Source organism: Terrabacter sp. Root181, from assembly GCF_001428505.1.
Taxonomy (GTDB): domain Bacteria; phylum Actinomycetota; class Actinomycetes; order Actinomycetales; family Dermatophilaceae; genus Terrabacter.
Genome location: NZ_LMHU01000001.1, coordinates 809181 through 829551, shown reverse-complemented (window position 1 = coordinate 829551; position 20371 = coordinate 809181). Strand labels below are relative to the sequence as shown.

Below are 20371 nucleotides of genomic sequence, written 5' to 3'. Positions count from 1 at the left end.
AGAAGAGTCCGGATCGGCCGGGTCGGTTTGCCTCAGCCGACCGCGATCTGGCCCTGCTCCGCCTTGAGCGCGATGTCGGTGCGGTGGTGTGAGCCGTCGAGCTCGATGACGGCGACGGCGTCGTAGGCCGACTGCCGCGCCTTGGCGAGGGACGAGCCCACGGCGACGACGTCGAGCACGCGCCCGCCCGCCGAGACGAGGGCACCCGAGGTGTCGAGGGCCGTGCCGGCGTGGAGGACCACCGTGCCGGGCACCTCGGCCGCGGCGTCGAGTCCCGTGATGGGGTCACCGGTGCGGGGCGACGTGGGATAGCCCGAGGAGGCCACGACCACGACCACCGCGTGGTCCGCCGACCAGCGCAGCCGGCCGAACTCGGCGAGCCCGCCCGTGGCGGCGGCGAGGAGCAGCTGCGCGAAGGGCGTCTCGAGGCGTGCGAGCGAGGCCTGCCCGTCGGGGTCACCGAAGCGCGCGTTGAACTCGATCACCCTCGGCCCCCGTGACGTCAGGGCGAGGCCGACGTAGAGAACACCGACGAACGGCGTGCCGCGGCGGCGCATCTCGTCGACGGTCGGCTGGGCCACGCGTCGCACGATGTCGTCGGCGAGCCCGTCGGGCGCCCAGTCGAGGGGCGAGTAGGCGCCCATGCCACCGGTGTTGGGGCCGGCGTCGTCGTCACCGACCCGCTTGAAGTCCTGGGCGGGGGCGAGCGCGACGACGGTCTCGCCGTCGCTGATGCAGAAGACCGACACCTCGGGCCCGTCGAGGAACTCCTCGACGACGAGGCGGCCGTCGGGCTTGGCGAGGCAGGCGCGGGCGTGCTCGACGGCTGCCTCGCGCGAGTCGGTGACGACGACCCCCTTGCCGGCGGCGAGGCCGTCGTCCTTGACGACGTGCGGGGCGCCGAGCGCGTCGAGGGCGGCCTCGACCTCGCCCATCGTCGTGCAGACGTGGGCCAGCGCGGTCGGCACGTCGGCGGCGGCCATGACCTCCTTCGCGAAGGACTTGCTGCCCTCGAGACGGGCGGCCTCCGCGGAGGGCCCGAAGACGGCGAACCCGGCCGCACGGCATACGTCGGCGACGCCTGCGACGAGCGGCGCCTCGGGTCCGACGACGACGAGGTCGACCGCGTGCTCGCGGGCCACGGCGGCCACCGCATCGCCGTCGAGGATGTCGACGGGGACGCAGAGGGCGGTCGCGTCGATGCCCGGGTTGCCCGGCGCGGCGATGACCGCGTCGACCTCTGGATCGGCCGCGACGGCCTTGACGAGAGCGTGTTCACGAGCGCCGGAACCGAGGACGAGAACCTTCACGGTGCCCACCCTATTGGCTCACCCCACCTGCCCTGCCACGCTGTCTCGATGCCCAACACACACCCGGCACCTAACCACGACGCGGGGTTGGTACAGACCCTGCAGACCCATCGCGAGGCGGTGCTGTGGAAGCTCGACGGGCTGTCCGAGTTCGACGTCCGCCGCCCCCTCACGCCGACGGGCACGAACCTGCTCGGCACGCGGGTCATGCCGACATCCTCCGCGAGCAGATCGACGGCTCGGCCGGACGGTTCCGCGACCGCGACAACCTCCCCGAGGTCGACGGGGACCGGTGGGTCGCCTACCTCGGCCGGGTGCAGGCCGCGGCCGACGCGTACCGGTGAGGACGCGAGCGATCAGCCGAGGCGGGCCAGCAGACCTGCCCGCACGGTCGGCCACTCGTCGACGAGGATCGAGTGGACCGCCGAGTCGCGCCACGAGCCGTCGGGCCGACGGACGTCGCGGCGCGTGATCCCCTCGAACGTCGCACCGAGCTTGAGGATGGCCGCCCGCGAGCGCGCGTTGACGACGTCGGTCTGGATCTTGACCCGTCCGAACCCGCACGTCTCGAACGCGTGCGCGAGGAGGAGGAACTTCGACTCCGGGTTGACCTGGGTGCCCCACCAGCGGGAGCCGTACATCGTCCACCCGAGGTGCACGTGCTCGCGGTCGGTGTCGACGTCGCCGAGCGAGCTCGACCCGACGACGGTGCCCGCCTCACCGAGGTCGCCGTCGGCGACGAGCCTGATCGTGTATGCCGTCCGGCCGGCCCCGCGGGCCGCCACCGCAGCCGCGACGAGGGCCTCGGTCTCGGCCACCGAGGTGTGCGGTCGCATCATCGCGAAGCCCTGCTCGTAGCAACGCGGGTCGGAGTAGACGGCGAACAGCCCGGCGGCGTCGTCGGGGGTCGTCACGTCGAGGCGGACGAAGCGGCCGACGAGCGGCGCGCCGGTTGGCGGGACACAGACCTCGGTGGGCATGAACTGACAGTAGACTTGATGGTTCCCGCGCCACCCGGCGCGTCCCTCAGAGTCCTTGGATGTCAGTGAGCACTTCGAACGCATCGTCCCAGCGGACCAGCGCGCCCGGATCTCGGGGCGCCTCGCCGGTGTCGACCAAGAGCATCCCCGACGAGCTCGCCCGCGAGATCGCGGTCGAGCAGGCCCACGTCGACCGCGTCCACGAGGAGCTGGAGAAGGCCGGCGTGCGCGCCGACAGCGTCCAGGCCGAGGGCCTGGCACGCAGCCACTTCGGACGCCAGGTCGAGGTCGGCGACGCCGAGGGCGCTGCCCTCTTCGAGCGGGACGCCCTGATGTTCCACGCCGCCAAGCGGCGCACGGCCCTCGACACGCAGTACGAAGGGCTCGTGTTCGGGCGCCTCGACATCGACCACGCGATGCTCCGGGCGGCGGCGGTCGACGCCAACAGCAACGGCCACCACCGCCCGTCGGACGGCAGCTCCGGTGGCGACCGCGAGATCCGCTACATCGGGCGCCTCGGCGTCCGTGACGACGACTACGAGCCGCTCGTCATCGACTGGCGCGCGCCGGCCGCGTCCGCCTTCTACCGTGCGACCCCGACGCAGCCGATGGGCGTCCTGCGCCGTCGTGTCCTGCGCAGCCGCGGCACGGTCGTCATCGGCATCGAGGACGACCTCATGGTCCCCGAGGCCCCTGACGACCTCGTCGTCGTCGGGGACGGCGCGCTCATGGCGGCCCTGACCCGCAGCCGCGGCGAGCGCATGCGGGACATCGTGGCGACGATCCAGGCCCACCAGGACGAGGCCATCCGCGCCAGCGCACGCGGCATCACGGAGATCACGGGTGGCCCCGGCACGGGCAAGACCGTCGTCGCCCTCCACCGCGCGGCCTACCTGCTCTACTCCGACCGGCGCCGCTTCGAGTCCGGCGGCATCCTCGTCGTCGGCCCGTCGGGGGCCTACACCGCCTACATCGAGCGCGTGCTCCCCTCGCTCGGCGAGGACAGCGTCATCCTGCGCGCCCTCGGTGACGTCCTCGACGTCGTGCACACCGAGCGGTTCGACCCCCCGGCCGTGGCCCGCACCAAGGGCTCGACGCGCATCCGCACGCTGCTCGGCGCCGCGGCCCGTGGCCGCGTACCGGGCACGCCGACCGAGTTCCGCGCCATGGTCGCCGGCCGCCCGGTCCGCCTCGAGATGCGCGAGCTCGACCGCGTGCGCTCCCAGGTCCTGCGCCAGCACCAGCGCAACACGGGCACCGCCGCGGCCCAGGCCGCTCTCGGCGAGGCCGCCTGGGCCTCCCTCGGCATCACCGGCGACCGCGAGGCCAAGGAGGAGTTCCTCGACAAGTGGGAGGACCACCTCGACGTCGAGGCGTTCATGCAGGTGTGGTGGCCGCAGGTCGACCCCCGTGAGGTGCTGCTCTGGCTCGGCGACCCCGAGCTCGTGCACCGCCACGCGCGCGGCACGCTGCGCGACGACGAGATCGAGCCGCTGGCGGCCTCGTTCCGCCTCGCGCTCGAGACCGGCACGTGGTCGGTGGCCGACGTCGCGCTCGTCGACGACATCTCCGCCCGCGTCGGCCCCGTGCAGGAGGCCCCCAAGGAGGAGCGCGGCTTCTACGAGATCGAGGAGCTCGAGGACCTCAGCCAGTACGGCGTCACCGAGGTGCAGCCGGTCGTCAGCGCGGCACGCGACAGCGGCGCTCCCCTCGTGCTCACCGACCCGCGCGACAAGCTCCTCGCCGGTCGCATCGGCAAGCCCGACGAGTACGCCCACGTCCTCGTCGACGAGGCCCAGGACCTCTCGCCCATGCAGTGGCGGATGATCGGCCGCCGGGGTCGGTACGCGTCGTGGACGGTCGTCGGCGACGCCGCCCAGGCCTCGTGGCCGGACGCCGGCGAGGCCGCTGCCGCGCGCGAGGAGGCGTTCGGGACGCAGGCGCGCCAGCAGTTCCACATGGACACCAACTACCGCAACGCACGCGAGATCTTCGACTACGCCGCCGAGGTCGTCCGCCGCGAGGTGCCCGACGCGGACATCCCGCAGGCCGTGCGCGAGACGGGCATCGACCCGGTGGAGGGCGCCCTCGGTGCCGATCCCGCAGTCTCGGTGCGCGCCGCCGTCGAGTCGCTCCTCGGGCAGGTCGAGGGTGCCATCGCCGTCATCACCCCGGCGACGCACGCCGAGGTGCTCGCCCCGGTCGCGGAGCTCGGCGAGGGTCGCGTCCAGGTCATCGACCCGATGTCGACGAAGGGCCTCGAGTACGACGCGACCGTCGTCGTCGACCCCGACGAGATCACCCGGGAGTCGCCCGGCGGCATCCGGGTGCTCTACGTGGCGCTCACCCGTGCAGCGCACCGGATGACGATCCTGTCCTGACCCCCAACACGGGCCGAGCCGGCGTCATGACATGTCCTGATGTCGGTCATGTTCGGCGCAGAGTTCGACGTTTCCGGGACGGGGTGGCGCGCGATGTCGCCCCATGCGCACAGCCACGCGCAGGATGGTCCGTCTCGCCCGTTTCCTTCTAGGTAAAGACTTGTTCAAGGAATCCTCGAACCGTCGACTGCGCCCCGACCCGGGGGGATGATTGCCTCAACGTCAAGGCGTGCGAACCTACCCTCCCCGCCGTCTCCTCCCCCCTGAGACCCTTGACGTCCGGCGAAGTCCCGCCCCCCAATGTGGACGACGCACCGGGCGAGGGACGAGATGCAACCCCCCTGCATCTCGCCCCTCGCCCGCTTCCATGTCCGGGCCACGCGCGCGCACACTCCGCCACGTCCAGCCACGTCCAGCCACGTCCGGCCTACCCAGCCATCGGCTCGGGGCGGCCGCTCCTCTCACGCCCGAGGACTTTCCTGAGAGAAGTCTGGGAACTCCCCTCGCCGCGGATTATTTCTTGTTCAAGCGCCGGCAAACAATGACTCCGGTGTCTGGCGCCGTGACCAGACAGCGACAAATGTGGCGGAACGGTCGTCCGACCGCCCTCGGGGGCACCTCGGTAGCCAGGAGAACGCCTTGAAGAAGAGCTTCATCACGACGACGGTCGCCACCGCAGCGATCGCCGCCGCCGCCCTTGCAACCGTCGCCACGAGCGGCGCGCAGGCAGCCACCCAGTCCGCCTCCGGATCCGGCCTCGACCGGGCCGTCGCGGCCGCGAAGGCCCACGGCGCGGCCTTCGGCCTCGACCAGGACCAGGGCCTCACGACCCGCAGTGTCGCCACCGACAAGGACGGCACGACGCACGTCCGGTTCGACCGCACGTTCAAGGGCCTGCCCGTCGTCGGCGGCGACCTCGTCGTCCACACCGACAAGTCCGGCGCCTGGAAGGGCGTCAACGCCGCGTCGAGCGCCGTCCGCGTCGCATCCACGACCCCGACCGTCGCCGCCGCGAAAGCCGCTGCCACGGCGGCCCGAACGGTCGACTTCACCGTCAGCAGCTCGAAGCCGACCCTCGCCGTCTACGCGATGAGCGGCCCCGCCCGCCTCGTGTGGAAGACGCAGGTCGACGGCGTCGGCTCGCACGGCGAGCCGGCCGGCACGGTCGTCTTCGTGGACGCGCGCTCCGGTGCGGTCGTCGACCACTGGGCGACCGAGATCAACGACGCCGGCACGGGCAGCAGCCTCTACCTCGGCTCGGTGACGGTGCAGACCACGCTCTCCGGCGGCAGCTACCAGATGATCGACGCCACGCGCGGTGGCGCCCGCACCGAGGACGGCAACAACGGCTCGACGTCCTCCACGACCGGCACCCTCTTCACCGACGCCGACAACGCGTGGGGCACCGGCTCCAACTCGAACCGCCAGACGGCCGCCGTCGACGCCGACTTCGGTGTCGGCGCGACGTGGGACTTCTACAAGAACACCTTCGGCCGCAACGGCATCAAGAACGACGGCAAGGGTGCTCGCAGCCTCGTGCACGTGGGCACCGGGTGGGTCAACGCCTCGTGGAGCGACACGTGCTTCTGCATGCGCTACGGCGACGGTGACGGCGTCAGCTACGGCCCGCTCGTCTCGCTCGACGTCGCCGGCCACGAGATGACCCACGGCGTCACGTCCGCGACCGCGGGACTCGCCTACCGCCGCGAGTCCGGCGGCCTCAACGAGTCCACGTCCGACGTCATGGGCACCATGGTCGAGTTCACGGCCGCCACGACGGGCGACCCGGGCGACTACCTCATCGGTGAGCGCTTCGCGCTGGGCTCCGCCAAGCCGCTGCGCTACATGGACCAGCCGAGCAAGGACGGCGCGTCGGCGAACTGCTGGAGCAAGAGCGTCGGCACCCTCGACGTCCACTACTCCTCGGGCGTCGGAAACCACCTCTTCTACCTGCTGTCCGAGGGCAGCGGCGCGAAGACGATCAACGGCGTCGGCTACAACAGCCCGACGTGCAACGGCGGCGCGGTGACCGGCATCGGTCGCGACGCGGCCGCGGCCATCTGGTACCGCGCCCTGACGACGTACTGGACCTCGTCGACGACGTACGCACAGGCCCGCGCCGGGATGCTGTCGGCCGCGACCGACCTCTACGGCGCCGGCAGCGCCCAGTCCACCGCCACCGCGACCGCCTGGTCCGCCGTCGGCGTCAACTGACCCACCCCAAACGTCGAAAGGCCACGAACCGGGGGTCCGATCTCGGACCTACAGGTGCCCCGCACCCCGGTTTGTGGCCTTTCGACGGTTCAGATGCGGGAGCTCAGTGGCCGACGAGGGTGCGGACGCGGTCGGCGCCGACGGCGAGGAGCAGCGTCGGCAGCCGGGGACCGGTGTCCTTCGACACGAGCAGCCGGTAGACGAGGACGAAGAAGGCGCGCTGGGCCTTCGACAGCTCGGGGTCCTTGACCTTGGCCTCGGGGTCGATGCCGCGCTGGATCTTCGGCACGCCGTAGACGAGGTGCGTCAGGCCGTCGAGCGACCAGTGCTCGTCGAGACCGTCGGCGAGCAGCCGCAGAGACTCCTGCTGCTGGTCGTCGAGGCTGCCGAGCAGCTCGGCGTCGGGCTCGGTGCGCACGATCGTCCGGTCCTCGGCAGGGACGTAGCCGAGCATCCAGCGCTCGGCACAGTCGAGCCGGGGCCGCAGGTCGTCGGTCGAGGCGACCGGGTTGTCGGGCTCGAGCTCGCTGAGGATGCGGACCGCCTGCTCCTCGTCGCCCTGCGTCACGTCGATGACCGACGCGATGGTACGGAACGGCATGGGACGCGGCGTCGTGGGCAGCGGGCCCGCCGCCGTCGACGTGGCACGCAGGTGGGCAGCAAGGTCGCCGGCCTGGGCCGATCCGTCGGCGACCTTGCGGCCCAAGGCATCCCACTCGTCATAGAGCCGCTGGAGCTCAGGCCCGAAGGCGACGTCGAAGCTCTGGTTGGGCCGGCGGCGGGCGTAGAGCCAGCGCAGCAACGGGGCCTCCATGACCTCGAGCGCGTCGGTCGGGATCGGCACGCCACCCTTGCTCGAGCTCATCTTGGCCATGCCGGCGATGCCGACGAAGGCGTACATCGGGCCGACGGGACGCTCCCAGCCGAAGATCGGCGCGAGGTCCTTGCCGACGACGAAGCTGCTGCCGGGGCTCTGGTGGTCGACTCCCGACGGCTCGAACAGCACGTGCTCGTGCCCCCAGCGCATCGGCCAGTCGACCTTCCAGACGAGCTTGCCGTTGGTGAAGGTGTCGAGGTCGACGGTCTCGGTGTGGCCGCACTTGGTGCAGTCGTAGGTCAGTTCGTGGCTGCCGTCGTCGTAGGCCGTGACGGTCGTGAAGTCGGTGCCGCACGAGCTGCAGAAGGGCTTGAACGGGTAGTAGCCCGCCTTGCCCTCGCTGCCGTCGTCCTCGGAGGCCGCTCCCGAACCGCGCTCGGCCTCGGTGGCGGCCGCCGCCTGCTCCTCGGTGAGCTTCGCCGCCTTGCCGCCGCCACCCTGCTGGCCGGCCTTGCCCTTGCCGCTCGACTTCTGGCGCGCCGCCTCGACGGCCTCGAGCGTGCGGTACTGGTCGAGCACCTTGTCGATGGCGAAGCGCTCACGCATCGCGAGGAGCACCTGGTCGCGATAGACACCGGCGCGGTACTGCTCGGTCTGGCTGATCTGGCGCACCTCGATGCCCGTGGCCTCCATGGCCTCGAGGAGCGGTGTCTTGAAGTGGTCGGCCCAGCTGGCGTGCGGCGAGCCGGCGGGCGGCGGCACCGAGGTGAGCGGCACGCCGATGTACTGCTCCCACGAGTCGTCCACTCCCGCAAGGTTCTTCGGCACGCGGCGGAAGCGGTCGAAGTCGTCCCAGCTGAGGATGTGCTCACAGTCGATGCCGCGTCGCTTGATCTCGTCGGCGACGAGGTGCGGCGTGATGAGCTCGCGGAAGTTGCCGAGGTGGATCGGGCCCGACGGGCTGATGCCGGACGCGCAGACGATCGTCTCGCCGGGGTTGCGCTCCTGCGCCTCCGCGACGACCTCGTCGGCCAGACGCGTGACCCAGTCGAGCGGGGTGACCTCTTCAGTCATGGGTTTCCTTCAGTTCCAAAGGCTTTCGTATGCCGTGTGCTTCGTGACGCTGGAACGCGTCAGCCGGCGACGGCCGGCTTGAGCGGGTAGCGCTCGATGATCTCGTCGCGGCCCGGTCCGACGCCGATGGCCGAGACGCGGGCGCCGATGAGCTCCTCGACGCGCAGCACGTAGGCCTGGGCGTTGGCCGGCAGGTCCTCGAAGGAGCGGCAGGCGGTGATGTCCTCCCACCAGCCCGGCAGCTCCTCGTAGATCGGCGTCGCGTGGTGGAAGTCGGTCTGGTTGACCGGCATCTCGTCGTGGCGCACGCCCCCGACGTCGTAGGCGACGCAGACGGGGACCTTCTCGAGGCCCGTGAGGACGTCGAGCTTGGTGATGACGAAGTCGGTGACGCCGTTGATGCGGGTCGCGTAGCGGCCGACGACCGTGTCCATCCAGCCGCACCGACGCGGACGGCCCGTGGTCGTGCCGTACTCGGCTCCCGTCTTGCGCAGGAACTCGCCGTTGTCGTCGTGCAGCTCGGTCGGGAAGGGACCCTCGCCGACGCGCGTCGTGTAGGCCTTGAGGATCGCGATGACCGAGTCGATGCGCGTCGGGGGCACGCCCGAGCCCGTGCAGGCGCCGGCGGAAACGGCGTTGCTGGACGTCACGTAGGGGTAGGTGCCGTGGTCGACGTCGAGCAGGGTCGCCTGCCCCGCCTCGAAGAGCACCGTGTCGCCGCGGTCGAGCGCCTGGGTCAGCACGAGGCTCGTGTCGGCGACCATGGGAGCCAGGCGGACGGCATACGACAGCAGCTCCTCGACGACGTCGTCGACGGCGGCGGCGCGGGTGTTGTAGATCTTCGCGAGCACCTGGTTCTTCAGCTCGAGGGCCGCCTCGACCTTCTGGCGCAGGATGCCCTCGTCGTAGAGGTCCTGGATGCGGATGCCGACGCGGTTCATCTTGTCGGCGTAGGTGGGGCCGATACCGCGACCGGTCGTGCCGATGCGGCGCTTGCCGAGGAAGCGCTCGGTCACCTTGTCGATGGTGCGGTTGTAGCTCGGGATGACATGGGCGTTGGCGCTGACGAGCAGCTTGCTCGTGTCGACACCGCGCGCGTCGAGGCCGTCGAGCTCCTCGAAGAGCACGGACAGGTCGATGACGACGCCGTTGCCGATGACCGGCACGCAGTTGGGGCTGAGGATGCCCGACGGCAGCAGGTGCAGCGCGTACTTCTCGCGCTTGCCGTCCTTCTCGATGACGACGGTGTGGCCGGCGTTGTTGCCGCCGTTGAACTTGACGACGTAGTCGACGCTGCTGCCCAGCAGGTCGGTCGCCTTGCCCTTGCCCTCGTCACCCCACTGCGCTCCGACGAGCACGATTGCCGGCATCGGTCTGCCTTCCGGTTGCGGTTGAAGCCAACCGCAAGGTTATCGGTTCGAGACCGATGCCCCCGACGCCGTCCCGCCCGACGACGTCTCAGTGGCGGGTCAGCCAGTCCTCGAGGTAGGCAGCGACGCCGTCCTCGCGGTGGTGCGCGGTGACGACGGTGGCCGCGTCGAGCGCCGGGTCGACGGCGTTGGCGACCGCGACGGCGGTGCCCGCGACGGCGAAGGCCGAGACGTCGTTGTGGTTGTCGCCGAAGAAGACGGTGTCAGCGACGTCGATGCCGAGCTCGCCGGCGAGGGCGCGCAGGCCGTCACCCTTGGAGCAGGCGGCGTTGGCGATCTCGAGGTAGGTGTCCTTGGACCGGTAGGTCACGAGACCAGGCCGCCCCGCGAGTGCGGTCTCGAGGGTGTCGACCGACGCCGGGTCGCCCATGGCCATGACCTTGTGCGGCAGCTGCGTGTCGACGTGGCCCTGCGAGACGTAGTGGTGCGCCGACTCGGGGCTCGGGTCGACGGCCGTGATGCTCGCCTCGCGCTCGGTCCACTCGTCGGGACCCCAGGCGTACCAGTCGTCCCCGGAGAAGAAGCTCGCGTGCAGGTCGAGTCCCTCGCAGACGGCATACACGGCGCGCGCGTCCTCGGCAGCGATCGGCACGTCGGTGACGACCGAGCGGTCGGCCCTCAGCACGAGCCCGCCGTTGTACGCGATGAGCGGCGTCGGCTCGACGCCACAGAGCCGCTCGAGACCCTCGAGGGACGCCGGCATGCGTGAGCTGCAGAGCGCGAACGTGTGGCCGGCCTCCCGCACCGCCCGGATGGCGGCGACGGTGCGGGTGGACAGCGTGCGCCGGTGGTCGAGGAGCGTGCCGTCGACGTCGGAGCAGAAGAGGGTCATGAGTGCGTGCGGTCGAGCGGCCCGGTCAGAGACCGAGCTCGCGCGCCGCCTCGGCCGAGCTGTCGCGCAGGAACTGCGTGCAGCGGGCCTCCTCGTCGCTCTCACCGATGGCGCGCGCCGCCCGGGCGAGCGCCGCGAGCGCCCGCAGGAAGCCGCGGTTCGGCTCGTGCGACCACGGCACGGGACCCTGGCCCCGCCAGCCGGACTTGCGCAGCGAGTCGAGCGCGCGGTGGTAGCCGGTGCGGGCGTAGGCGTACGCCTCGACGTCGCGGTCACCGTCGGCGAGCGCGTCCTCGGCGAGGACGGCCCACGCGAGCGAGCTCGCGGGGTACGTCGCGGCCACCTGCACCGGGTCGACCCCGGCGTCGAGCTTCTCGGCGGCCGGGTCGACCGCGAGCCGGGTCTCGGGGATGCCGAGCAGGTTGTCGCTCACTGGTGCGTGCCCGCCGAGCGGAGGGCGTCGCAGGCCTCGACGACGCGCTTGGCCATGGCCTCCTCGGCCGACTTGCCCCAGGCGCGGGGGTCGTACTGCTTCTTGTTGCCCACCTCGCCGTCGATCTTGAGCACGCCGGCGTAGTTCCCGATCATCCAGCCGGCGATGTCGCGCGTGAAGGCGTACTGCGTGTCGGTGTCGACGTTCATCTTGATGACGCCGTTGTCGACGGCGGCCGAGATCTCCTCGGGCAGCGAGCCCGAGCCGCCGTGGAAGACGAGGTCGAAGGGGCGCGCGTCGTCGGAGAGTCCGAGCTCCTGGGCAGCGGCGTGCTGCGCCTGCAGGAGGATCTCGGGGCGCAGCTTGACGTTGCCGGGCTTGTAGACGCCGTGGACGTTGCCGAAGGTGAGGGCCGTGAGGTAGCGACCGTTCTCGCCGGAGCCGAGGGCCTTGATGGTCGCGATGGCGTCCTCGGGCGTCGAGTAGAGCTTGTCGTCGATGGCACCCTCGACGCCGTCCTCCTCGCCGCCGACGACCCCGACCTCGATCTCGAGGATGACGTTCGCGGCCTTGGCGAGGGCGAGCAGCTCCTGGGCGATCGACAGGTTCTCGTCGAGCGGCACGGCCGAGCCGTCCCACATGTGCGACTGGAACCAGGGCGTGCCGCCGGCCTGGACGCGCTCGGTGCTGGCCGCGAGGAGCGGGCGCACGAAGGCGTCGAGCTTGTCCTTGGGGCAGTGGTCGGTGTGCAGCGCGATGTTGACGGGGTAGTTCTTCGCCACCTCGTGCGCGTAGGCCGCGAAGGCGAGCGAGCCGCTCACCATGTTCTTGATGCTCGGGCCGGAGAGGTAGTCCGCCCCACCCGTCGAGACCTGGATGATGCCGTCGGAGCCGGCGTCGGCGAAGCCCTTGAGCGCGGCGTTGAGCGTCTGAGAGCTCGAGACGTTGATGGCGGGGTACGCGAAGGAGCCGGCCTTCGCGCGGTCGAGCATGTCGGCATACACCTCGGGGGTGGCGATGGGCATTGCTACTCCTGCTGTCTGGTGAGCGGGTTCACGATCCGCCGTGAATCCTGCCACGTATGCCGTCGCGTGCCCACGAGTGCCCACCCACCGGTGAGCGCCCGCTCAGCGGGGGTCGAAGACGTACGGGGTCGTCGTCGCGACCCGGTGCAGCCCGAGGCGGCGGAGGATCGGCTCGGAGTCGGGCGAGGCGTCGACGCGGACGTACTCCTTGCCCCGTTCGAGACCGAGCCTGGCCCGGTGGAGCAGGGTGGCGCGGTAGAGGCCACGGCCGCGCCACTCGGCGAGCGTCGACCCGCCCCACAGCCCGGTGAACCCGCTCGTGTCGTACTCGCCGCGGGCCGCGCAGAGGACCGGCCCCTCACGGGACTCCTCGACGACGACGACGTCCATCGAGTCGGGCCGGGCCACCCACTCGGGGTAGAGGGACTCCGTCACCCAGGCGTGGTCGTCGCCCCAGACCGCCTCGGACATCGTGCGCATCCGCACGAAGTCCTCGACGGAGTCGGCGGCCCGGACGACCACGCCGTCGGGCAGGGCCAGGTCCTGCGCAGCCAGCGGACCGGCCTCGCCGAGGATGAGCGCCTCGTCGTCCTCGCGGACGAAGCCGGCGGCCTCGAGCCGCTCGCCGAGGTCGCTCGGCTCGTCGTAGTCGTACGTCTTCCACTCGACCTTCTGGCCGCGCTCGGCGAAGAAGTCGCGCACGCGGGCGATGAGGCCCACGGGGTCGTCACCGAGGCCGTCGGGGCTCTCGACCATCGCGAAGTGGCCGGCCGGGTCGAGGTCGTAGTGCTTGCGCACGGGTCCGTCGAGCTCGAGGGGCCGCTCGGCCGTCCCGAGCGGGACGGGGGCGCGGCTCTGGTCGTGGAAGACCCGGAGCAGCTGCTCGGGGAGGGGCGCGGGTGCCGGGTCGGTATCGCTCTGGAACGAACGGGGGTTCACAGGCACCAGCCAAGCATGGTCTGATCCGTCTCGTCATGCCTGTTTCCCCGCTCTCGCCCCGCGCCGCCGCTGCCCTCGCCGACGCCCGCCCCGTCCCGTTCTGGACCGACCGTCCCGAGCGCCCCGACCCGCGTGCGGCACTCACCGGTGCCGCCCCGCGCACCGACCTGCTCGTCGTCGGAGGCGGGTTCACGGGTCTGTGGGCCGCGATCCAGGCCAAGGAGGCCGACCCCGCGCGCGATGTCGTCGTCGTCGAGGCGGGCCGCCTGGCCGACGGGGCGTCGGGTCGCAACGGCGGTTTCATGGCGCCGTCGCTCACGCACGGGCTCGCTCAGGGCGTCGGCTGCTGGCCCGACGAGATGGAGACCCTCGACCGGCTCGCGGCCGAGAACGTCGCGGGCATCGAGAGGTCGCTGACGGCGTACGGCATCGACGCCGACCACCACGTGCCCGGCGAGCTGACCCTCGCTCTGACCGAGCACCAGGTGCCGTCCGTGCGCGAGTCGTACGAGCTGCACCGGGCGCACGGCGTGCCGGTGGAGCTGCTCGACGCGACGCAGGCCCGTGTGCGCGTCGACTCGCCGCGCTACCTCGCCGGGATGTACGACCCCGAGGTCGCGCTCGTCGACCCGGCCCGCCTCGTCTGGGGGCTGGCCCGCGCCGCCGAGTCGCTCGGCGTCAGGCTCCACGAGCACACGCGCGCCACGGCATTCGACACCGAGGGCGACGGCGTGCGGGTGACGCTCGACGGCGGCTCGATCCACGCGAGGCGCGTCGTCATCGGCACGAACGCGTCGCAGGGCGTGCTCAGGCGCCTCAGCGCGTGGGTGCTGCCCGTCTACGACCACGTCCTCATGACCGAGCCCCTGACGCCGACCCAGCTCGACGCCATCGGCTGGAAGGGTCGCGAGGGACTCACCGACGCAGGCAACCAGTTCCACTACTACAGAAGGACGCTCGACGACCGTGTGCTCTTCGGCGGCTACGACGCGAACTACCACTTCCCCGGCCGCATCGACCCCGCGCTGGAGCAGTCCGACGCCTCGCACGGCCTCCTCGCCGACCACTTCCTCGACCTCCTCCCCCAGCTCGAGGGCATCCGGTTCACGCACCGCTGGGCCGGGGTCATCGACACGACGTCGCGCTTCACGCCGGTCTTCGGCACGGCGCTCGGCGGACGCATGGCGTACGCCGTCGGCTACACCGGGCTGGGCGTCGCCTCGACCCGCTTCGGCGCGGCGGTCGCCCTCGACCTCGTCGACGGCAGGGACACCGAGCTCACTCGGCTCGGGATGGTGCGGCGCAAGCCGATCCCCTTCCCTCCCGAGCCGATCCGGTATGCCGCCGTGCGGGCCACGCGGTCGTCGCTCGCGGCCGAGGACCGCACCGGACGTCGCAACCTGTGGCTGCGCGCGCTCGACCGGATGGGTGTCGGCTTCGACTCCTGAACCCGGCGCCGAGCGGGTGTCTCAGAGGACGACGAGGTCGGTCGGACGGGTGTTGAAGCGCTCGACGCCGTCTTCGGTCACCGCGACGATGTCCTCGATGCGCGCCCCCCAGCGTCCCGCGAGGTAGACGCCGGGCTCGATGCTGAAGGTCATGCCGGCCTCCACGGGCAGGTCGTTGCCGGCGACGATGTAGGGCTCCTCGTGCCCGTCGAGCCCGATGCCGTGGCCGGTGCGGTGGATGAAGTGCTCGGCGAGCCCGGCCTCGGCGAGGACGTCGCGGGCGGCCCGGTCGATGGCCTCGCACGTGGTTCCCGGGCGCACCGACTCGACGGATGCCTGCTGCGCCGCCTGCAACGCGGCGTAGGCCGAGGCCACGTCGGGCTCTCGTGGCGAGCCCACGGCATACGTCCTCGTGCTGTCGGAGCCATAGCCGGAGGGCAGCGGGCCACCGATGTCGACGACGACCACGTCACCGTCCTCGATGACGCGGTCGCTGACGGAGTGGTGCGGGCTGGCGCCGTTGGGACCGGCGCCGACGATCACGAAATCGGCTCTGGCGTGGCCCTCCTCGACGATCGCGGCCGCGATGTCGGCGGCGACGGCGGCCTCGGTGCGGCCCGCTCGGAGCCACTCGCCGACCCGGGCGTGCACCCGGTCGATGGCGGCACCCGCGGCGCGCAGCTCGGCGAGCTCGGACGCGTCCTTGCGCATCCGCAGCTCGCGCAGCACCGGCCCGGCGAGCTGCTGGTCGGGGGCTCCGGCGTCACGCAGCCGCAGCAGGTGCAGGGCGGGCGTCATGTCGGACACTGCGACCCGGCCCCCCGGTACGCCGCCGAGCGCCAGGGCGTAGGGGTCCTCGCCGTCGACCCACGTGCGCACCTCGATGCCGAGCTCGCCCAGGGGCACGTGACCGAGCCCGGCGTACTCGAGCGCGGGCGAGACGAAGACGGGTGCGACCGCGGCGCCGGTCGGCACGACGAGCGCCGTCAGCCGTTCGAAGGACGAGCCCGCGATGCCGGTGAGGTAGCGCAGGTCGGAGCCGGGCGACACGACGGTCGCCGCGACCCCCGCATCGGCCGCGTGTCGGCGCAGCCGGTCGAGCCGGGAGCGCATGGTCGTGACGTCGAGGACGGAGGAGCTGACACCCATGCGCCGACCGTACCGCCGCCGCGCCTCCTCCTCGCGGGGGAGCCGGGAGACCACCCCGCTGCCTAGGCTGGTGCCCATGTCCGGGGGCCGCACGGTGATCGCACGCGTCGAGACGTGGGCCGGGGTCGACACCGACTGGGTGCGCCGGCCGGACGACCCTGCCCGCACGAGGCGCGTCGACACGTGGGTCGCGCTGGCCTTCCTCGTCGCCGGCTCGCTCGGCGTCGAGCTGCTCCGGAGCATCGACGCGCTCGGCCCGTTCCAGGACTCGTGGGTGTGGCCGCACGTCGCGGTGCTCGCCGGCACGGTGCCCCTCGTCTGGCGACGACGCTGGCCGCTGGCCGTCGCAGCCGGCCTGTCGCTGCACTTCTTCGTCGTGGGCCTCACGATGCCCGGCGTCGTCGCGTCGGTCCCGATGCAGGTCGTCTACTTCGTGGCCATCTTCACCGGCGTCGCCTGGGCACGTGACCGGCGCCTCATGATCGGGGTCGTCGTCGCGATCGTCCTGCTCATGTTCGGCTGGCTCACGTGGCAGTTCGCGGTGGGCTCCGGCATCGAGGAGGCCCTGAGCCACGACGGCCGGCTCCCCGAGCGCAAGGGCCTGTTCAGTCCCGCATCGGCCTACGTCACCTACAGCCTCCTCATCAACGTCTTCTACTTCGGGGGCGCGATCGCCCTGGGCCAGGCCGCCTGGCGCGCCGCCCTGCAGCGCGACCGCCTCGCCGAGCAGGCCCGCACCATCGACGCCCAGGCCACGAGCCTGCAGCGGCAGGCCGTCGTCGAGGAGCGGCTGCGGATCGCGCGTGAGCTCCACGACGTCGTCGCCCACCATGTCTCGGTCATCGGCATCCAGGCCGCCGCGGCCCGTCGGGTGCTGCGACGTGACGCCGACGCCGCCGAGACCGCCTTGAGGTCGGTCGAGACGTCATCGCGCGAGGCCGTCACGCAGATGCGCGAGCTGCTCGGCACCCTCCGGTCGGGTGAGGACGAGCGGCCCGACGGCACGCGATCCCCCGAACCGCGCCTCGCCGACGTGCCCGCACTCGTCGAGGAGGTGTCGACCGCCGGCATGCGGGTCGACTGCCGCCTCGTCGAGGACTCCCCCGGCGCGGTCGTCGCCGTGCCGGACCCGGTGGGACTCTCGCTCTACCGAACCGTGCAGGAGGCGCTCTCGAACATCCGTCGGCACTCGACCGCCTCTGCCGCAACGGTCTTCGTCCGGGTCGACCGCCGGCCGGAGCCGGGCTTCCTCCACGGCTACGCCGAGGTGGAGGTGCTCGACGACGGGCGCCCGCGATCCGGCACGTCCGGTACCGGCCTCGGCCTGCTCGGCGTCCGCGAGCGCCTCGCGGCCCACGGTGGGGTCAGCGAGATCGGGCCCCGGGTGACCGGCGGCTACCGCGTCCGGGTCCGCATGCCGCTGCCCGAGGAGGCGTCGTGACCGCGCGGACCCGCGTCCTGCTCGTCGACGACCACCGGCTCGTGCGCTCGGGCTTCTCGCTCATCCTCTCGGTGGAGGACGACCTCGAGGTCGTCGGCGAGGCGAGCGACGGCGTCGAGGCGGTGCGGCTCACCCGGGAGCTGCGCCCTGACGTCGTGCTCATGGACGTGCAGATGCCGGTCATGGACGGCATCGAGGCGACCCGGCGGATCGTGGCCGACGACCTGTCCAAGGTCGTCATCCTCACGACCTTCGACCGCGACGACTACGTGTTCGCCGGGCTCGGCGCCGGCGCCAGCGGCTTCCTGCTCAAGAACTCCGACGCCGAGCACCTCGTCGAGGCGGTGCGGGCCGTCGCGGGCGGCCACGCCCTGCTGGCCCCCGAGGTGACCCGCCGCGTCATCGCGCAGATGACCGAGGCACCCGGCCGCACGGCACTCGTCGGCACGGCGGCGCCGCCGACCCGCGACCCGCGCCTGGACGAGCTGACGCCGCGAGAGCTCGAGGTGCTCGGACTCGTCGGCCGCGGCCTGTCGAACGCCGAGGTCGCCGCGCGGCTCTTCGTCGGCGAGGCGACGGTCAAGACCCACCTGTCCAACGTCTTCGCCAAGCTCCACCTGCGCGACCGGGTCCAGGCCGTGGTGCTCGCCTACGAGGCGGGCCTCATCCTCCCGGGGGACCCCGAGGGTCAGCCGGGCGGCTGATCCCCCGGCGGCCCACACCGCCCTAGCGTGGACGCCATGATCGAACCCGGGGACCGACTCACGAGACCGCGCGCGACAGCCGCCATCGAGCTGCGCCACCTGACCCGCACGTTCGGGGAGATCCGAGCCGTCGACGACGTCAGCTTCACCGTCGCCGCCGGCCAGCTGACCGGCTTCGTCGGCGGCAACGGCGCCGGCAAGACGACGACGATGCGGATGCTCATGGGCGTCCTCTCCCCCACCAGCGGGGAGGTGCTCTGGGACCAGCGACCGATCACGTCGCTCGACCGGCGGGCTTTCGGCTACATGCCCGAGGAGCGCGGTCTCTACCCCAAGCAGGCCGTCCTCGACCAGCTCGTCTACCTCGGTCGGCTGCGGGGACTCGGCGCCGCGGAGGCGAAGGCCTCGGTGACGACGCACCTCGAACGCCTCGGTCTCGCCGACCGCGCCAGGGACCACGTCGAGAAGCTGTCGCTCGGCAACCAGCAACGGGTGCAGATCATCGCGGCCCTCATGGGTCGGCCCCGGGCGCTCGTGCTCGACGAGCCGTTCAGCGGGCTCGACCCGGCCGCCGTCGACAACATGGCCGACCTGCTGCGCGAGCACACCTCCCGGGGCGTGCCCGTCCTCTTCTCCTCCCACCAGCTCGACCTCGTCGAGCGGCTCTGCGAGCGCCTCGTCGTGCTCGCCCGCGGCCGGGTGGTCGCCTCTGGCACCCCGGACGACCTGCGGGCCACGTCGGTCGCGCGCCACCGGCTCGTGCTGTCCGGTGACGCGGGATGGGTGCGCGGCATCGCGGGCGTGCACGCCGTCGACGTCGAGGGGAGCAGGGCGCTGCTCGAGATCGTCGAGCACGGCGCCGAGCGGACGCTCCTCGAAGAGGCCCTGCGACGCGGCGAGGTCCACGAGTTCTCCCCACAGCGGCCCAGCCTGGCCCAGATCTACCGCGAGGTGACCGCATGACCACCACCCACGAGCGCCCCGTCGAGCCGATCACGACCGACGCCGACCCGACCCACGACGAGGTCGGGCGGCCCTGGGTCATCGTGGCCGTGCGCGAGATCGTCGTGCGGGTCACGAACCGCACGTTCCTCTACTCGACGCTCTTCACGCTCGTGATCATCGCCGGCTTCGCGGCCTTCTCGGCGTGGCAGGCGGGCAAGACCACGACCTACACCGTGGCGGTCTCGTCGGCCGAGGGAACGCGCCTCGTCGAGCAGGCGGGCGCCGCCGCGAGGACGAGCAGCGACACCGTCCTCATCACAGCGGCCAGCGTCTCGGGGCAGGAGCCGGCCCGAGCCGCGGTCGACCGCGGCGACGTCGACGCGTGGCTGCACGAGACGCCGAGCGGCTGGACCCTGACCTCCGGCGACGACGTGTCGATGTCGCTGCAGGTCCCCCTCGAGGGTGCCGTCCGCGACGCCGCTCTCGACCGCAACGCGGCCGCGGCCGGGACGACGGTCGAGGCGCTCGAGCGCGGTGCGACCCTGTCGGCGGACCGCTTCGACGGGCAGACGACGAACCGGGGCTTCGTCCAGGCCGCGACCTTCGCCTTCGCGCTGCTCTTCCTCATGAGCGCGCTGATGTTCGGGCAGCAGATCGCCGCGAGCGTCGTCGAGGAGAAGCAGTCGCGACTCGTGGAGATCATCGCCACGGCGATCCCCCTGCGCGCCCTGCTGGCCGGCAAGGTGGTCGGCAACGCCACCATCGCCCTGGCGCAGGTCGTGCTCTTCGCCGGGGTCGGACTCGTCGCGGTCTCGTTCACCGACTGGTCGTCGCTGCTGCCGGCGCTCTCGACGGCCGTGCTGTGGTTCGTCCTCTTCTTCGCCGTCGGCTTCTTCGCGCTCGCCTGCCTCTTCGCCGTGGCGGGAGCGCTCGCCTCGCGCACCGAGGACCTCCAGTCGACGACCTCGCCGATGACGACCGTGCTCATGCTCGTCTACTTCGCGAGCTTCGCCCTGAGCGGGACGGCGCTCAAGGTCGCGTCCTTCGTGCCGATCGTGTCGGTCGTGGCGATGCCCGGCCGCATCATCGCGGGCGACGCCGCCTGGTGGGAGCCGGTCGTGGCCCTGCTGCTCATGGCGGCCTTCTCCGCCGGGACCGTCCTCGTCGGCGAGAAGATCTACCGCCGTTCGCTCATGCAGACCGGCGGTCGGGTGTCGTGGAGGCAGGCTCTCCGCGCGGCGGACTGACC

General features: G+C 72.0%; 16 protein-coding genes and 1 pseudogene. 8 read left to right on the top strand and 9 right to left on the bottom strand.

The window, feature by feature from the left end; genetic code table 11:
- Nucleotides 1-32: 32 nt before the first annotated feature.
- Entirely contained in the window at nucleotides 33-1310 is a 1278-nt protein-coding gene (gene purD, locus ASD90_RS03810; RefSeq protein ID WP_056754381.1) for a phosphoribosylamine--glycine ligase, read from the bottom strand.
- Nucleotides 1311-1358: 48 nt separating this feature from the next.
- Between purD and ASD90_RS24670 the strand changes: the two are divergent.
- Nucleotides 1359-1508: pseudogene (locus tag ASD90_RS24670) on the top strand (DUF664 domain-containing protein); the annotation flags it as partial.
- A gap of 158 nt (nucleotides 1509-1666) precedes the next feature.
- Here the strand turns inward: ASD90_RS24670 and ASD90_RS03800 are convergent.
- The gene (locus ASD90_RS03800; protein ID WP_056751842.1) at nucleotides 1667-2290 is read right to left on the bottom strand and encodes a GNAT family N-acetyltransferase; all 624 of its coding nucleotides are present in this window, start codon (nucleotides 2288-2290) and stop codon (nucleotides 1667-1669) included.
- 59 nt (nucleotides 2291-2349) lie between these two features.
- On the opposite strand from ASD90_RS03800, the gene ASD90_RS03795 reads away from it, so the two are divergent.
- Nucleotides 2350-4671 (top strand): ATP-binding domain-containing protein, encoded by a 2322-nt coding sequence (locus tag ASD90_RS03795; RefSeq protein WP_235506372.1) that lies wholly within the window; start codon nucleotides 2350-2352, stop codon nucleotides 4669-4671.
- 639 nt (nucleotides 4672-5310) lie between these two features.
- A complete protein-coding gene (locus tag ASD90_RS03790; RefSeq protein ID WP_056751836.1) occupies nucleotides 5311-6885 on the top strand; it encodes a M4 family metallopeptidase in 1575 nt (524 codons plus the stop codon).
- 103 nt (nucleotides 6886-6988) lie between these two features.
- Here ASD90_RS03790 and lysS read toward each other — a convergent pair whose 3' ends face one another.
- The 6 genes from lysS to ASD90_RS03760 form a co-directional block, all read right to left on the bottom strand.
- Nucleotides 6989-8776, bottom strand: coding sequence for a lysine--tRNA ligase (gene lysS, locus ASD90_RS03785; protein ID WP_056751834.1), 1788 nt, complete (start codon nucleotides 8774-8776; stop codon nucleotides 6989-6991).
- Nucleotides 8777-8835: 59 nt separating this feature from the next.
- Complete coding sequence (locus ASD90_RS03780) at nucleotides 8836-10146, bottom strand: adenylosuccinate synthase (protein WP_056751831.1); 1311 nt, start codon at nucleotides 10144-10146, stop codon at nucleotides 8836-8838.
- Between the two features lie 88 nt (nucleotides 10147-10234).
- Entirely contained in the window at nucleotides 10235-11038 is an 804-nt protein-coding gene (locus tag ASD90_RS03775) for a Cof-type HAD-IIB family hydrolase (protein WP_056751829.1), read from the bottom strand.
- 25 nt (nucleotides 11039-11063) lie between these two features.
- Nucleotides 11064-11471: a DUF3151 domain-containing protein gene (locus ASD90_RS03770; RefSeq protein WP_056751827.1), complete on the bottom strand. Its 408-nt coding sequence runs from the start codon at nucleotides 11469-11471 to the stop codon at nucleotides 11064-11066.
- On the bottom strand, nucleotides 11468-12496 hold the full coding sequence (gene fbaA, locus ASD90_RS03765; RefSeq protein ID WP_056751820.1) for a class II fructose-bisphosphate aldolase: 1029 nt from the start codon (nucleotides 12494-12496) through the stop codon (nucleotides 11468-11470). Before fbaA ends, ASD90_RS03770 begins: the two co-directional genes overlap by 4 nt.
- Nucleotides 12497-12598: 102 nt before the next feature.
- Nucleotides 12599-13441, bottom strand: a complete 843-nt coding sequence (locus ASD90_RS03760) for a GNAT family N-acetyltransferase (RefSeq protein WP_200958526.1) — start codon at nucleotides 13439-13441, stop codon at nucleotides 12599-12601.
- Between the two features lie 29 nt (nucleotides 13442-13470).
- Here ASD90_RS03760 and ASD90_RS03755 point away from each other — a divergent pair, with 29 nt between their 5' ends.
- Nucleotides 13471-14883: an FAD-binding oxidoreductase gene (locus ASD90_RS03755; RefSeq protein WP_056751816.1), complete on the top strand. Its 1413-nt coding sequence runs from the start codon at nucleotides 13471-13473 to the stop codon at nucleotides 14881-14883.
- Nucleotides 14884-14904: 21 nt separating this feature from the next.
- On the opposite strand, the gene ASD90_RS03750 is transcribed toward ASD90_RS03755, so the two are convergent.
- Nucleotides 14905-16032, bottom strand: coding sequence for a Xaa-Pro peptidase family protein (locus ASD90_RS03750; protein ID WP_056751813.1), 1128 nt, complete (start codon nucleotides 16030-16032; stop codon nucleotides 14905-14907).
- A 76-nt stretch (nucleotides 16033-16108) separates the two neighbouring features.
- Between ASD90_RS03750 and ASD90_RS03745 the strand changes: the two genes are divergently transcribed.
- Genes ASD90_RS03745 through ASD90_RS03730 form a run of 4 tightly spaced genes read left to right on the top strand, consistent with a single transcriptional unit; the run spans nucleotide 16109 to nucleotide 20369 of the window.
- Nucleotides 16109-17473 carry a sensor histidine kinase gene (locus tag ASD90_RS03745; protein WP_056751809.1) on the top strand — a complete coding sequence of 455 codons (1365 nt, stop codon included), beginning with the start codon at nucleotides 16109-16111 and terminating at the stop codon, nucleotides 17471-17473.
- Nucleotides 17470-18177: a response regulator transcription factor gene (locus ASD90_RS03740; RefSeq protein WP_056751806.1), complete on the top strand. Its 708-nt coding sequence runs from the start codon at nucleotides 17470-17472 to the stop codon at nucleotides 18175-18177. Before ASD90_RS03745 ends, ASD90_RS03740 begins: the two co-directional genes overlap by 4 nt.
- Before the next feature lie 36 nt (nucleotides 18178-18213).
- Entirely contained in the window at nucleotides 18214-19140 is a 927-nt protein-coding gene (locus tag ASD90_RS03735) for an ABC transporter ATP-binding protein (protein ID WP_056751803.1), read from the top strand.
- Entirely contained in the window at nucleotides 19137-20369 is a 1233-nt protein-coding gene (locus tag ASD90_RS03730) for an ABC transporter permease (protein ID WP_082588459.1), read from the top strand. Before ASD90_RS03735 ends, ASD90_RS03730 begins: the two co-directional genes overlap by 4 nt.
- Nucleotides 20370-20371 lie beyond the last annotated feature (2 nt).